Annotated in this window: 12 protein-coding genes; 4 read left to right on the top strand and 8 right to left on the bottom strand. The window is 55.4% G+C overall.

The features are described 5' to 3' along the window. The first annotated feature begins 130 nt into the window (after nt 1-130). The gene (locus BXP70_RS14575; protein ID WP_086594836.1) at nt 131-844 is read left to right on the top strand and encodes an ATP-dependent Clp protease proteolytic subunit; all 714 of its coding nucleotides are present in this window, start codon (nt 131-133) and stop codon (nt 842-844) included. 100 nt (nt 845-944) lie between these two features. Here the strand turns inward: BXP70_RS14575 and BXP70_RS14570 are convergent, their stop codons facing one another. From BXP70_RS14570 to BXP70_RS14550, 5 genes are all read right to left on the bottom strand, one after another. Next, nucleotides 945-2,345 (bottom strand): ammonium transporter, encoded by a 1,401-nt coding sequence (locus BXP70_RS14570; RefSeq protein WP_086594835.1) that lies wholly within the window; start codon nt 2,343-2,345, stop codon nt 945-947. A 360-nt stretch (nt 2,346-2,705) separates the two neighbouring features. After that, nucleotides 2,706-3,242 carry an RBBP9/YdeN family alpha/beta hydrolase gene (locus BXP70_RS14565; protein WP_086594834.1) on the bottom strand — a complete coding sequence of 179 codons (537 nt, stop codon included), beginning with the start codon at nt 3,240-3,242 and terminating at the stop codon, nt 2,706-2,708. Further along, complete coding sequence (locus BXP70_RS14560) at nt 3,239-4,105, bottom strand: M28 family peptidase (protein ID WP_086594833.1); 867 nt, start codon at nt 4,103-4,105, stop codon at nt 3,239-3,241. The genes BXP70_RS14565 and BXP70_RS14560 overlap by 4 nt, the downstream gene beginning before the upstream one ends. Nucleotides 4,106-4,357: 252 nt before the next feature. Then, nucleotides 4,358-5,557, bottom strand: coding sequence for a threonine synthase (locus tag BXP70_RS14555; RefSeq protein ID WP_086594832.1), 1,200 nt, complete (start codon nt 5,555-5,557; stop codon nt 4,358-4,360). A 73-nt stretch (nt 5,558-5,630) separates the two neighbouring features. Beyond that, nucleotides 5,631-6,536: a LysR family transcriptional regulator gene (locus BXP70_RS14550; protein WP_086594831.1), complete on the bottom strand. Its 906-nt coding sequence runs from the start codon at nt 6,534-6,536 to the stop codon at nt 5,631-5,633. 305 nt (nt 6,537-6,841) lie between these two features. Between BXP70_RS14550 and BXP70_RS14545 the strand changes: the two genes are divergently transcribed. Further along, the gene (locus BXP70_RS14545; RefSeq protein ID WP_086594830.1) at nt 6,842-8,377 is read left to right on the top strand and encodes a SulP family inorganic anion transporter; all 1,536 of its coding nucleotides are present in this window, start codon (nt 6,842-6,844) and stop codon (nt 8,375-8,377) included. 5 nt (nt 8,378-8,382) lie between these two features. Here the strand turns inward: BXP70_RS14545 and BXP70_RS14540 are convergent, their stop codons facing one another. Further along, nucleotides 8,383-9,201, bottom strand: a complete 819-nt coding sequence (locus BXP70_RS14540; protein WP_179197701.1) for a class D beta-lactamase — start codon at nt 9,199-9,201, stop codon at nt 8,383-8,385. A gap of 197 nt (nt 9,202-9,398) precedes the next feature. Between BXP70_RS14540 and proB the strand changes: the two genes are divergently transcribed. Together proB and BXP70_RS14530 are read left to right on the top strand one after the other, a co-directional pair. After that, the gene (gene proB / locus BXP70_RS14535; protein ID WP_086594828.1) at nt 9,399-10,490 is read left to right on the top strand and encodes a glutamate 5-kinase; all 1,092 of its coding nucleotides are present in this window, start codon (nt 9,399-9,401) and stop codon (nt 10,488-10,490) included. A 178-nt stretch (nt 10,491-10,668) separates the two neighbouring features. Then, nucleotides 10,669-11,919 carry a glutamate-5-semialdehyde dehydrogenase gene (locus tag BXP70_RS14530; RefSeq protein ID WP_086594827.1) on the top strand — a complete coding sequence of 417 codons (1,251 nt, stop codon included), beginning with the start codon at nt 10,669-10,671 and terminating at the stop codon, nt 11,917-11,919. 89 nt (nt 11,920-12,008) lie between these two features. On the opposite strand, the gene BXP70_RS14525 is transcribed toward BXP70_RS14530, so the two are convergent. After that, nucleotides 12,009-12,830: a GNAT family protein gene (locus BXP70_RS14525; protein WP_086595056.1), complete on the bottom strand. Its 822-nt coding sequence runs from the start codon at nt 12,828-12,830 to the stop codon at nt 12,009-12,011. A gap of 195 nt (nt 12,831-13,025) precedes the next feature. Further along, a complete protein-coding gene (locus BXP70_RS14520) occupies nt 13,026-13,379 on the bottom strand; it encodes a hypothetical protein (protein WP_086594826.1) in 354 nt (117 codons plus the stop codon). Nucleotides 13,380-13,472: the final 93 nt, after the last annotated feature.

The raw sequence follows: 13,472 nt of genomic DNA, 5'->3' as shown, positions 1-13,472 counted from the left end.
CTAGGTGTTTCTGGTAGCTCGCGACTACTCCCCCACGAACGTATTGTCTCACTAGCAAGCACTTTTCTGAGTGCCCGGCTCGCTGTTGCCGGCGCGCGGAAAAAGGCTTTGCGTCTCTTACCTCCTTCTTATGCTTACCAAGCAAGAATTTCGCAAGTTTGCTGTGCACAGCCAAGGACTCAGCGGCCTAGGGGTAGACCGGTACGTGCGCCACCTAGAAGGCCAAGCACATCCTTTCGTTACGGCCATGACGCGTTCGGTTATTGAAGAGCGGCCCACCCGTTTTGCCGAAATCGACGTGTTTTCGCGCCTAATTATGGATCGGATTATTTTCCTGGGCACTGCCGTTGATGATCAGATTGCCAACGTCATCACGGCTCAGCTTTTATTTCTGGAATCAGTTGACGCGCAAAAAGATATCCTGTTGTACGTCAACTCGCCGGGCGGCTCGGTGTACGCCGGGCTAGGTATCTACGACACCATGCAGTACATCGGGCCCGACGTAGCCACCATTTGCACGGGTGTGGCGCTCTCAATGGGCGCGGTGCTGCTAGCGGGCGGCGCAGCGGGTAAACGCTCAGCCTTGCCGCACGCCCGCGTGATGATTCATCAGCCCTCGGGTGGCGCGCAAGGCCCGTCGACCGATATCGAAATCACGGCGCGCGAGATTCTGAAACTGCGCGCTGAGCTGTACAACATCTTGGCCCACCATACCGGCAAGACCTACCAGGAAATCTACGACCACTCCGACCGGGACTACTGGCTGCGCGCCGACGAAGCAAAAGCCTACGGCTTGATCGATGAAGTACTGATGCGCCATGATGAGACGCCGCCCCTGCTGTAGCATGCCCGGCTGGGCAACTTGAGGCGGTTATATAACCAGAAAGCCATCGGCTTGTGGCCGATGGCTTTCTGGTTATTACTCTTGCGCTAGTCTACCTAGCTTAGGCAATTTGCTCGATGCGCTCCGCTACCGAGTCCTTTTCCTTACGGTAGGTTTTTTCAAACTCTTCGTCAACGTGGTAAGTAGACTCCTCGTGCTGGCTTAGGTCGAGGCCTAGCTCTTCGTCCGATTGTTTCACGCGTAAGCCAAAGAGTTTATCGGTGACTTTCAGCAGGATCCAGGAGCCCACGAAGCAGTACGCTATTACAATCACGAGCCCGAGCATGTGGTAGCCAAACAGCGTAGTGGTGCCGTGCACAAGGCCGCCGTTAGAAGCAAACACACCCGTCAGGATCATGCCCACAATACCGCCTAGGCCGTGGCAAGGAAACACGTCGAGTGTATCATCGATGTTCGTACGGCTGTTTTTCCAATGCACGGCCGCAGCACTAATTAGCGACGCTACCATGCCGATCAGCACGCTTTGACCATAATCGACGTAGCCAGCGGCGGGCGTGATGGCTACTAGGCCAACGACGGCCCCGATGCAAGCGCCCATTGCCGTGGGCTTACCGCCACGAGCCACTTCAATCAGCAACCACATCACTAAGGCCGCCGCCGAAGCGAGGTTGGTATTCGCAAACGACAGTGCCGCTAGTTCGTTGGCACCGAGGGCCGAGCCAGAGTTGAAGCCAAACCATCCCATCCAAAGCAGGCCCGTACCGAGGAGTACGTACGGCACGTTGGGCGTCGAGAAAGACGTGCTACGACCCTGCGCCACGCGTGGCCCTAACACCATAGCGCCAGCTAGGGCAGCAATACCTGCCGAAATGTGCACTACCGTGCCGCCCGCAAAATCGAGCACGCCCCACTTGTGCAGAAAGCCTTCGGGGTGCCAGGTCCAGTGCGCCAACGGGCAGTAGATGAATAGGCAAAACAGCACCATAAAGGCTAGGTAGCCCTTAAACCGCACCCGCTCAGCGAAGGAACCCGTGATGAGGGCCGGTGTGATAATGGCAAATTTCAGCTGAAAAGCGAAGTACAAAATCAGCGGAATGGTAGGGGAAAGCAGCGGGTGCGTGGCCGTACCTACGTTGCGCAGCATCGCAAACGTGAAGGGGTTGCCAATCAGACCGTGCCAACTGTCGCCGTAGGCCAGCGAGAAGCCCACAAAGTAAAACACCAGCGTGATTACGCCCATCGCCACGAAGCTTTGCAGCATCGTCGAAATCACGTTTTTGGGCCGCACCATGCCGCCGTAGAAAAACGACAACCCAGGCGTCATGATTAGGACGAAGGCCGTAGCGGTTAGCATCCAGGCTACATCGGCACCGTTGATGGTGCCAGGTGCCGCTGCCGGGTGATTAGCAGGCATAAAGGCCGCTACAGCTCCCAGGGCCAAACAAGCTAGGAGCGCAAACAAACTCAGACTAGGCCGAAAGCCCGTGGAGGAACTAGACATAGTGCTTTGAACGGGTAATTTTTGGAATGTGGCTGCTATGAAATATGATGGCAATATACCGTAAACATTAATAATTACACAAGATATACCTCGAAAATTGAGGTAGTTTATCTAAAAACACTACATTATTTAACAACCTACTCGATAAATAACAGTAGCCTGTCCTAAATTTGGTTTTATCGAAAAAGTACCTCTTCTCCCAAAAAATACCTTTCTGAAGCGGGTCTCTCTGCCAGTTACGTTCCCTCTACTTATGCCTGGTAAACTTCGCCTTTACGTTTCAAGCCTGTTTTTTGAGGCATAGTGCGTCGGCCGACCAACCTAGGTGGTTAGCCGAAGACATAGGAAAACTCCAAACGCTTAGATCCGCTTCAGGAGCTGCTGTAACAAAACGTAGCCCGCGGGCCAACTACCTAGGTTCGAAGCGGCATTGAGGTGACCCAGAGCACCAACGTTGACAAACGCACTGCCCCAAGCTGCTGCAAAGGCCTGAGCGCGTGCGAGGGAAACATATTCGTCGTTCGTAGAAGCTACTACTTGGCTCGCAAATGGCAACCGTTGCTGAGGCATGGGAGCAAACCCCATAGCTTCGACGGGGAAATCGGCCCGGTCGGTGTCTGCTGGCGCAACTAATAGTGCGCCAACAACGGCCTGAGTGGGGTGCTGCTGCGCCCAGTGTCCAACGGTACTACACCCGAGGCTATGCGCCACTAATACGACCGGCGCTTCGGCGCGCAGGATTGCTTCGTGCAAACCTTGCACCCAATCGGCGCACCGCGGGTGGTCCCACTCTTGCTGCTCCACCCGCGGATACTGGTAGAACGCTGCCCACAGGCTCTGCCAATGCTGCGGCCCCGAGTTACTAAGACCAGGCACTAGTAAGATAGTTGGGTTCATAGCAGCCCTAAGATAGCTCCGTACACCCCATTCACAACTTCTGCCATGCGCTTGAAATCCAGCGTATCGATGGTGTCGGAGGACTCGTGGTAGTTGGGATTGCGCAGAAACGATGTGTCATTGATCATGACGGCTTCGTAGCCGTAGCGCCAGTAGTTGCGGTGGTCCGACAGGCCAGCTAAGCCTTGCGACGTAGGTAGATTGATGCTTTGCACGTCGATTTTGCTATGAGCGCTCATCAGCGTTTTTACTTGCTGCGTGAAAGCTTCTTGGCCCTGCCGACCTACTACAATAATAAAATTGCCGGTGTTAGGATAAAGGGCCGCCAATGCTGGGTCGGGGAATTTCTGGGAGCCAGGCTCGTCGCGGAAGTAGCCGATCATTTCGTAGCAAAGCATGGCGCGCACGGGCACTTTTTCCGTGTGCAACGACTTGGCGTGCACAGCACTGCCCATGTCCTCGGTAGCGAAGAAGGGTGGCTCTTCGAGCGAGTAGGCCACGAAATCGATGCGGTACTTGAGTGTAGGCGCCTGGGCTTGCAACAGCCGCGCCGTTTCGAGCAAGCCAGCTATAGCGCTGGCGTTGTCGTCGGCGCCAGGCTGGTCGCCGCACACGTCGTAATGCGCCCCCACGATGATGCGCGCCGCCGTGGGTGGACCCAAGGAGGCAATGACGTTGCGATACTCGTGCTTCCGCACCTGAAACTTTTGTTCTTGCACCGAGCAACCTAGCTTCTTGAACTCAGCGTGAATGTAGTCGGCGGCTTTGTTTAATGAAGCTAGGTTTTGGTAGTTGCGGGCGGGCTGGAGCGAAGTCAGGAACTGCACATCCGCGTGCAGCCGGGTTTGATTAGCGACAGACATAGATAACAGAAAGCTAGCAGTAACATCTTGACTTGGCCCCTGCGCGTGCAGCCTCAAGCAAGACATCAGATTCAGGGCGAGTGCGGCTATCAGTGGGTTGCGTTTTGTCATTTGCTCACGAAAAGGCCGCCAGGCTGCGGGTTGCAGCATCTGGGCTGCAATAGTAACTCTTAATAAGGAGGTTCTTACTGCAAGCGAAATGCGGCGCCCCGCAACAGGACGGCTCTTCCTGTCGGCTACCTAGCCTAGCTTCTATTGATCAAAGCGACCTTCCACGTTTTCCAGATACTTCTGCCCGGAGCCGGTGTTGAGCAGCAAGATTTGTTCATCGGCGCTGATCCAGCCACTAGCCAGCAACTGGCGCGCAGCCATCCAAACCGCAGCGCCTTCGGGCGCTACAAACAAACCCTCCTGCTTACCTAGCTCGCGCATACCTTCCAGCATCTCGTCTTCGCTAATGCTCACGGCTGTGCCCTGCGACTCGCGCAACACGTCCAGCATCAGCGGCTCGCCGATAGGGCGCGGCACGGCTAAGCCGTTGGCAATGGTGGGGCGACCATTATACTGCTGCGAATTGGCCTGCCGACCTAGGAATGTTTCCACCAATGGCTGACAGTTTTCGGCTTGCACAGCTACCATGCGCGGCAGCTTCACATCGGCCGACAACCAGCCAAGCGCCTGCATTTCGCGAAAAGCCTTCCAGATGCCGATCAGGCCGGTGCCACCACCAGCGGGGTACAGCAGCACATCGGGCAGCTGCCAACCGAGCTGCTCAGCAATTTCGTAGCCCATTGTTTTCTTGCCTTCGATCCGGTAGGGCTCTTTCAGGGTCGATACATCCAGCAGGTGATTGTCAGTATTGGTTTCGCGCACCCAGGCGGCGCAGTCGTTGATGAGGCCATCTATGAGGTGTACTTCGGCGCCATACCAGTAGCACTCTTCTCTGAAGGCTTTGGGGGTGTGGCGCGGCATGGCTACTACGGCGCGCATACCGGCTTTGGCGCAGTACGCAGCCATGGCCACGCCCGCGTTGCCAGCTGTCGGAATAATACAGCCTTGTACCCCTAGCTCTTTGGCTTTGGAAATGGCCATGCTCAGGCCCCGCGCTTTAAACGAGCCCGTTGGGTTCTTGCCCTCGTCCTTCAGCAGGAGCGAGCGAAGGTTATAACGGTTAGCTAGGTTTTGCAGCGTGATAATGGGCGTAAATCCCTCCCCAAGGCTGACCCGGTTTTCATCATCGAGTAGCGGCAGCAACTCGCGGTAACGCCACATGCTGCCTTCCACCGAATGGATGCTTGCTTTCGACAGCGGATCTTGCAAATCGTAGCGGGCAATGAGCGGCATACCGTGACATATCGATAGGCGCTGTAGCTTAAATGCAGAATAAGGAGCGCCACAAACCGAGCACTCAAGGTTTGTGATCCGACTAGAAGTTTCGGCGCAAATGGTCATGACAAGCCAAGGTTGAAAACCTGAGCAAGTAGGAAACTCGTTATACCGAAATCAAATAGTGATTCGGAATAGGCTATTCCTTTCCGGAATACCAGCGCTTCGTATACCGCACAAAATCATGGTAAGGTTGGTTGTTCTCCGTACCCTTCCGTTGAATGAAATTGAACTGGCGCGTGAGTTTCAGATTGCGAATACGCACTTCCACTAGTTCGCCCGATTCTAGTTCTTTTACCACAGCCTGCCGGGGCAAAAAGGCTAGGCACGTATCCACGCGCACAAAGTTCTTCAGCGCTTCGGTGCCGCCCAGCCGCACTTTCACGGGCAAATCGACCAGCTTAATTTGCTGCTGCTCCAAGGCTTCTTCCAGCACTGCGAGCGTACCCGAGCCGTATTCGCGCAGGGCGAGCGGCGTTTCGTACAGGTCTTTCAAGTCTAGTTCTGCTTTGGGCAATGGGTTGCGGACCGAGCGTACCGCTACTACATCATCAGTCAGAAACGGCGTGTAAGTCACGTTGCTGACTTTGTTGATGCCCTCGATAATACCTAGGTCGATTTCGTGCTCAATCAGCGCTTTCAGGATGTTCTCGCTGTTGCGGTTGCGCAGGGTGAGTTGCGTATTTGGGTTCTGCTGCAAATACGCCGATAGCACGGGCGGCAGCACGTACAGCGAAATCGTCGTGCTAGCCCCAATCATCATCTGCACCTGGGGGGAAAAGCTAGTACTGATGCTGGCAAACTCTTGGTGCAACTCGTGTTGCAGCTGCTTGGCCAGCAGGAGTTTGTCGTACAATAGTTTCCCGGCCGGCGTGAGCACCACGCTGTTGCCTAGCCGTTCAAACAAGCCAATCTTGTAATACTCTTCCAGCGCTTTTACCTGCTTGCTCACCGCCGATTGGCTCGTGAACAGCGTTTGGCTGGCCTTGGTGAAGCTCAGCTGCCGCGCGACTTCCAGAAAGATTTCGTGTTTGTGGGAAAGCATGTGCCTGCAAGGTATTTCAAAGTTGGTGTTCCTTCCAGTATAGTACCGCAGACTTCCGACTTAGGTATGCGCATCCAAAGTTTGTCGCAAAGCGAGGTTTAGCCCTAGCTTTGCACACCGTTTCGCATGACCGGCCCCTTCTTCCATATTGCCCTTACGCCACCGTGAGCCACTAGCGCTCCGCGGCGCTTGCGGGTGCAAGCGCCTGTCGTCATGCTTTTTACCTTTTTTATAGGTTGCTGGCTAGCCGCGCTTTGTAGCGCTCGGTATTAGCTGCGTCCTTATTTCACCGGATTTCCCCTCTAATGTCTTTTCTTGAAAAATTAACCCGAGGCCACAGCGTTAAGGACGAAGTATTGGCGGGTCTCACTACGGCCCTGGCCCTTGTACCCGAAGTAGTGGCTTTTGCCTTGCTCGCCCACGTTGGCCCACTGGTGGGTATTAGCTCGGCTTGTATTATCTGCTTAATCACCAGTCTTTTTGGCGGAAGGCCAGGCATGATATCGGGCGCGGCTGGTTCCGTAGCCGTGGTTATCGTCAGCTTGGTGGAGCAGCACGGCGTGGAGTACCTGTTTGCCGCCGTCGCGCTGATGGGCGTTATCCAGATAGCCATTGGCTTGCTGCGCCTTGGCAAGTTTATCCGGCTGGTACCGCAGTCGGTGGTGTTTGGGTTTGTGAATGGGCTGGCACTGATCATTTTCATGGCCCAGTTGGAGCAGTTTAAGGTGGCCGATGCAACGGGTGCTACGCACTGGCTCAGTGGTTCGGCCTTGTACCTCATGCTCGGTCTGGTGGCCCTCACGATGGCCATTATTTTCCTGCTACCTAGGCTCACGAAGGCCGTTCCGCCTTCCTTAATAGCCATTTTGGTTGTTTCGGGGCTGGTTATTTTCGGCAAGTTGCCCACAAAGTCGGTGGGCGATATTGCCTCGATTGCGGGCGGTTTGCCGCAGCCGCATTGGCCCCAGGTGCCACTTAACTGGCAGACGCTGAGCATCATCTTTCCCTACTCGGTTATTATGGCGCTGGTGGGCCTTACCGAAAGCCTGCTCACGCTCACGGTAGTAGACGAGATTACCGAAACGCGTGGCCGCGGCAACAAAGATTGCGTAGCGCAGGGCCTAGCCAATATCACCTCTGGCTTCTTCGGGGGCATGGGCGGCTGCGCCATGATCGGGCAGACCATGGTCAATATTGAGTCGCGGGGGCGGCAGCGGCTGTCGGGCGTAGTGGCGGCGGTGGCGCTGCTGCTGTTCGTGGTCGTGGGCTCGTCGCTGATCGAGCGGCTGCCGCTGGCGGCGCTGGTGGGGGTGATGTTTATGGTGGTTATTGCCACCTTCGAGTGGGCGAGCCTGCGCATCATCGGCAAAATGCCGCTCACCGATGTAGTGGTGATGATTCTGGTGACGCTCATCACGGCCATTTCTCAGAACCTAGCCCTGGCCGTGCTCATCGGCGTGGTGATTTCGGCGCTGGCCTTTGCCTGGGAAAACGCCGTGCGCATTCGGGCCCGCAAGTACGTAGATGAGCAGGACATCAAGCATTACGAAATCTTTGGGCCGCTCTTTTTCGGTTCAGTAGCGGCGTTCAACGAGAAGTTCGACCTAGCCAACGACCCGCAGGAAATCATCGTGGACTTTCGGGAAAGCCGCGTAGCGGATCTGTCCGCCATTGAAGCGTTGAACAAGCTTACAGAGCGCTACCACAAAAGCGGCAAGAAGCTGCACCTGCGCCACCTCAGCCCCGATTCTCGTCGCTTGCTCGCTAATGCTAAAGCGTTAATTGACGTCAACTATTGGGAAGACCCGACCTACAAAGTCTCCGTCGACGCAATGGAATAGCTAGGTTACTCCATCAGCTTAAACTCCTGACGCAAAATCTTTTCGGTAATCAACCGGCGGCCCTGCACGAATTTCTCCGTGGCGGGGCCGTTGTTTTTGGGCTCCATATTTAGGGCAAAGAAGTACAGGCGCCCCTCTTGCTCCAGCCAGCCCACAAACCAGCCATTGTGGGTCTTCGGTGCGTTGCCGCGCGAATAGCCCGTCCAGCCGGTTTTGCCGCGCAACGTCCAATTGCTGCCTTTGCCGAGCACCAATAGCGCCTTCACTGCTTCTTGGTGGCGCGCAGCCACGGATAACTTGTTGGCCTGCAAGCGACGCAGAAAATCGACCTGTTCAAACTGCGTAATGCGCGAGGCACCCGCTAGCCAAAAGGTATCGACCGTAGCCGCCGTGACGAGCATGCGCCCAAACCGCAACCTAGGTAGCCACAGGTTGTAGTTCTTGGCCCCGATGCGGCGTGCTGACTGCTGGTAACACGGCACGCACGACACGCGCAGGGCTTGCGCGTAGGTCATGTCGGCGTTCCAGGCTGCTACCTCCCGCGTCACGCCGTCCCAGCGGCAAATTTCACTGGTATCGCGCAGGGCGCCGGTTTCGAGCCCAATCAAAGTGTTGGGTATTTTGAAGGTGGAAGCGGGCAAAAAGCCTTGGTAACAACGCGTGAGATTGTAGGCCGTGTACTGGTTGGCTTGCGCATCGAACAGCAAAAAAGAGCCCTGCACATCTTGCTCATCGAAGTACTTCTTGAAGTCGCGCTGCACGGTGCGCTGAGCGGCGGCAACGAAGGAAACCAGCGAAAACAGCAGTAGAAGCAAGGAGCGCATAGCTAGGTGGTTGTGAGGAGTTGAAGGAAACAGTTTTAAGAACGTCATGCTGACGACGGGAAGCATCTCGCGTGCAATGGTAATCCTAATCCGGTGATTTTAGCATTGCACGCGAGATGCTTCCTGTCGTCAGCATGACACAACGCGTTGGTTGTGCTAGCTTCTGGTTAAATTTCGCCCGCTCTGCTTACCGCCTTATGTCGCTCACTTACAAAAGAATCATCGTTAAAATCGGCTCCAACGTGCTAACGCAGGACAACGGTCTGCCCGACACGGCCCGCATTCAGCACTTGGTAGACCAACTCGCCGCGCTCAAAAAGCAAGGCCGGGAAGTTATTGTGGTGTCGTCGGGTGCGGTGGCGTCGGGGCGCAGCCTCGTGCAGGTGTCTGACAAAGCCGACGCCGTGACCAACCGCCAGTTGCTCGCCGCCGTGGGCCAAGTGAAGCTGCTCAGCACCTATGCCCAGCTGTTCAGCCAGCACGACTTAGTGTGCGCGCAAGTGCTGGTCACGAAGGAAGATTTTCGCGACCGGGTGCATTACCTGAACATGCAAAACTGCTTCGGCGCACTGCTCCAGAACAACATCATTCCCATTGTAAATGAAAACGATGTGATTTCCGTCACGGAGCTCATGTTCACCGACAACGACGAGCTAGCCGGCCTCATCGCCTCCATGCTGAACGCCGACGCGCTGCTCATCCTCAGCAACGTCAACGGTATTTACACTGGCGACCCGAAAGATCCTAGCTCCGAGCTTCTCCGCGAAATCGAGCCGACTACCACTAGCTTCTCGTCGTTTGTGACCACGCAACGCTCGCAGTTCGGCCGCGGCGGCATGATTACCAAGTGCCACATGGCTCACAAAGTCGCGCAGCTTGGCATTGCGGTGCACATCGCCAACGGCAAGACGGAGAACATCTTACCTAGGTTGCTGAGCGGCGAAGTGGAAAACACGCGCTTTATCCCGAGTAAAATTGCCTCGGGTAAGAAGAAATGGATTGCGCACTCCGAAACCGCGGCGAAAGGCGTAATACACATCAACGCAGGCGCCAAGGCGGCCCTCACGACGCCCGGTAAAGCAGTGAGCCTGTTGCCGGTAGGCGTTACGCGCCTTACCGGCGAATTTCAAAAGGGCGACATCATCAAACTGGTGGATGAACACCAGAAACCCGTCGGCCTAGGTCTGGCCGAATACGGCTCCGACAAAGCCGCCGAGCGCCTCGGCCAGAAAAATCAGAAGCCGCTGGTGCATTATGATTACCTGTTTTTGAATGCCGAAATCAGCTAAGATGCCCCATTCAGAATAGCCTAAGCGGCTAACGGTCATGCTGAGCTTGTCGAAGCATCTCTACCGCTTCGTCCTCCCATCAGGATTACCATTGCAGTAGAGATGCTTCGGCAAGCTCAGCATGACGTTCAAAAAGAAAAAGTAGGAACAAGTAGCAAAAAGTAGAAAGTCATTGCGCATGAACTTGCAACCCCTATTCGAAGCTTCCCAAAAAGCTAGCCGCAGCCTAGGCCTCGTAGCAGCCGATAAAATCGATGCTTTGCTGCGCGACCTAGCCGATGCCGCGGTGGCGAAAACGCCGTTTCTACTCGCGGAGAATGAGAAGGACCTAGCTCGCATGTCGCCGGACGACCCCAAGCATGACCGGCTCAAGCTAACGGCGGCACGCATCAAAGCCATTGCCGAGGATATTCGCAATGTGGCCGGCCTCACGTCGCCGTTGGGGGAAGTGCTGTTGCAGCGGGAACTGTCGAACGGCCTGCACCTCTCCAAAGTGCGCGTACCGCTGGGCGTGGTTGGCGTCATTTACGAAGCGCGCCCCAACGTGACGTTCGACGTGGCCGCGCTGTGCCTGAAAACCGGCAACGCGAGCATCCTGAAAGGCGGCAGCGACGCTAGCTTCTCCAACGAGGCCATCATCTCCGTCATCCACGACGTGCTGCGCCAGCACAACCTAGCCCCCGAAGTAGCCACCCTCCTCCCCCCCGACCGCCAAGCCACCGAAGCGCTACTGAATGCTGTCGGCTACGTGGATGTGCTCATCCCGCGCGGCAGCCAGGGCCTAATTGACTTCGTCCGCCAAAATGCTAAAGTGCCCGTTATCGAAACCGGTGCGGGCGTGGTGCACACCTTCTTCGACGAAACCGCCGACTTAGCTAAAGGCCGCGCTATCATCTTCAATTCCAAAACGCGCCGCCCGAGCGTGTGCAACACCCTCGATTGCCTGCTGCTGCACCAAGCCCGCCTCATCGATCTGCCGGCCATCACGGCGCCGCTCGCCGCCGCGCACGTGCTCTTGTATGCTGATGAGCCTAGCTACGCGGCCCTGCGCGGCTTGTACCCCGCCGAGCTGCTGCAACACGCCACGCCCGAGCATTTCGGCACCGAGTTTCTGTCGTTGAAGCTAGCTATCAAAACGGTAAACGGCTTGGAAGAAGCCCTTCAGCACATTGCCGAACACAGCTCCAAACATAGCGAAGCCATCCTCTCGGAGACGCCCGAGCATATCGAGCAATTCCTGAACAGCGTCGATGCCGCGGCCGTGTACGCCAATGCTTCCACTGCCTTCACCGATGGCGCGCAGTTTGGGCTAGGTGCCGAAATTGGCATCAGCACGCAAAAGTTGCACGCCCGCGGCCCCATGGGCTTGGAAGAACTCACCAGCTACAAGTGGCTCGTGCGCGGCGACGGGCAGGTGCGGACTAGCTAGGTTCAGCGTCAATCCTTCTTCCGATTAAGGCCGTCAGCACTTCTTAGAGTAGAAGTGCTGACGGCCCTACTACTTAGATATGAGTTGGGTTAAGCAGCAGGGCGCAGTTGCCACTTTATGCGCGTGTAGGCAATACGGAAGCCATTCTTCTCCACGTTTCGTTGTGACTGACTACCTGGTAGGGCGCCTATCATTGCGACAGTACACCCTTGGTCAACAGCGTATTGCAGACGTGCATTGAGCAACGCCATCTGAGCACCTTGCTGCCGGCCTTCGGGCACGGTACTAGCCCCCGCCAGCAGCGCCACACCGTCGTAGATAAAGAGACCCCCGGCAGCAATCGGTTCACTATCTAGTTCAGCTAGAAAGGGAAATGATCCGGCGCTGCTCGCGGTGACTTGCCCAAATTCCAACATAAAATCAGAAAGATCCAGCGTCTCAGCACTCCAGCCCTGAGCAGAAATGCGTGCCCACAGCGCTGCTTCTCCGGCCTCAATCAAGCGAGTTTTTAACAACGGATTGCGCGGAGTTTGCGGTTCGAAGCCATCCGTAAGGTCGCGGTACAGCACATTGGTAAACTCAAGTGGCTGATAACTTCTCTCGTTCAACAGTTCCAGCAGCGAGCTAGGCGCCATTGGACTCACTTCATGAAAAACCGGCGCGTTTCGCTCTTTGAAAAACGCTTCCAGCTTATCTAGATCCTGATGCGTGATTTCATCAAAGACACCGAGCCCAAAGGTCTGCGTCAACGGTGATTCAGGACCGTCGAACATGGCATACGCACCGGCAACCTCTAGCCATTCGGCCTTGCTTTCCGGAAAAAGCCTAGCTCGCTCTTCTACAATCGACGCATTAGCACGTGCTTCCGTGCGTTCCAGTTGGCAGGCTAATTTTCGATCAGAGAAAATCATGGGCATTTAAGCGTCACTAAAGAGTCAACTTCAAGATAATAATTCGGTAGACAGCACTTTTTCACTTAGGTGCTCGGCCAGATTACAAATCCAGCCGAGTGAGATGCCTCAACTGCCTTTCCAAATAGCATATCCACCCTCGGATTCTGCTATAAGCAGCGTGCCGCCCTCGTTCACGCTTGTTCCATCAGATAGCTACCAAGGTTCATATCCATCATCGGAAGTACCGCTAACTTGGAACCACGAGCCGTCTTCAAAATGCACTTCTAAATCGCTCGATTCTAAGCAGAAAGCGTCAATCACTTTCTTGAGGTTAACGCTATTCATCCCTAACAACATCTGCTCTTCGACGCTAAGGTGCTCCTGCGGCCTAGGGTGAAACAGCATATTAGCTTGGATGGAAAGGTAAATATCCTCACCCTGCGAATTTCTAAACTCTATAAAGGGTATTTGATGACTTACCCCGAAGCTCTCCACACTAGTACCGATCAGCAGCGTGCGGGCAACTCGATTGGCAGCTTCCGTTACGCTAGCTCGGTTATTATCCATGCTTTAAGAATACAACAAAAACCTATACACAAGCCTACTTAGCTACTCAATAATCCCGTTTTCTCTATACCTTCCGGCGTCCTTTCTAGCTCA

Source organism: Hymenobacter crusticola (assembly GCF_002154225.1).
GTDB classification, from domain to species: domain Bacteria; phylum Bacteroidota; class Bacteroidia; order Cytophagales; family Hymenobacteraceae; genus Hymenobacter; species Hymenobacter crusticola.
Note: the sequence above shows the minus strand (reverse complement) of the source record. Positions and strands in the feature narration are given on the sequence as shown.

Bases quoted from the DNA above. Each gene is read 5' to 3' on its own strand.
- BXP70_RS14575 (WP_086594836.1), top strand. From the start codon at position 131: ATGCTTACCAAGCAAGAATTTCGCAAGTTTGCTGTGCACAGCCAAGGA.
- BXP70_RS14570 (WP_086594835.1), bottom strand. From the start codon at position 2,345: ATGTCTAGTTCCTCCACGGGCTTTCGGCCTAGTCTGAGTTTGTTTGCG.
- BXP70_RS14565 (WP_086594834.1), bottom strand. From the start codon at position 3,242: ATGAACCCAACTATCTTACTAGTGCCTGGTCTTAGTAACTCGGGGCCG.
- BXP70_RS14560 (WP_086594833.1), bottom strand. From the start codon at position 4,105: ATGTCTGTCGCTAATCAAACCCGGCTGCACGCGGATGTGCAGTTCCTG.
- BXP70_RS14555 (WP_086594832.1), bottom strand. From the start codon at position 5,557: ATGACCATTTGCGCCGAAACTTCTAGTCGGATCACAAACCTTGAGTGC.
- BXP70_RS14550 (WP_086594831.1), bottom strand. From the start codon at position 6,536: ATGCTTTCCCACAAACACGAAATCTTTCTGGAAGTCGCGCGGCAGCTG.
- BXP70_RS14545 (WP_086594830.1), top strand. From the start codon at position 6,842: ATGTCTTTTCTTGAAAAATTAACCCGAGGCCACAGCGTTAAGGACGAA.
- BXP70_RS14540 (WP_179197701.1), bottom strand. From the start codon at position 9,201: ATGCGCTCCTTGCTTCTACTGCTGTTTTCGCTGGTTTCCTTCGTTGCC.
- proB (WP_086594828.1), top strand. From the start codon at position 9,399: ATGTCGCTCACTTACAAAAGAATCATCGTTAAAATCGGCTCCAACGTG.
- BXP70_RS14530 (WP_086594827.1), top strand. From the start codon at position 10,669: ATGAACTTGCAACCCCTATTCGAAGCTTCCCAAAAAGCTAGCCGCAGC.
- BXP70_RS14525 (WP_086595056.1), bottom strand. From the start codon at position 12,830: ATGATTTTCTCTGATCGAAAATTAGCCTGCCAACTGGAACGCACGGAA.
- BXP70_RS14520 (WP_086594826.1), bottom strand. From the start codon at position 13,379: ATGGATAATAACCGAGCTAGCGTAACGGAAGCTGCCAATCGAGTTGCC.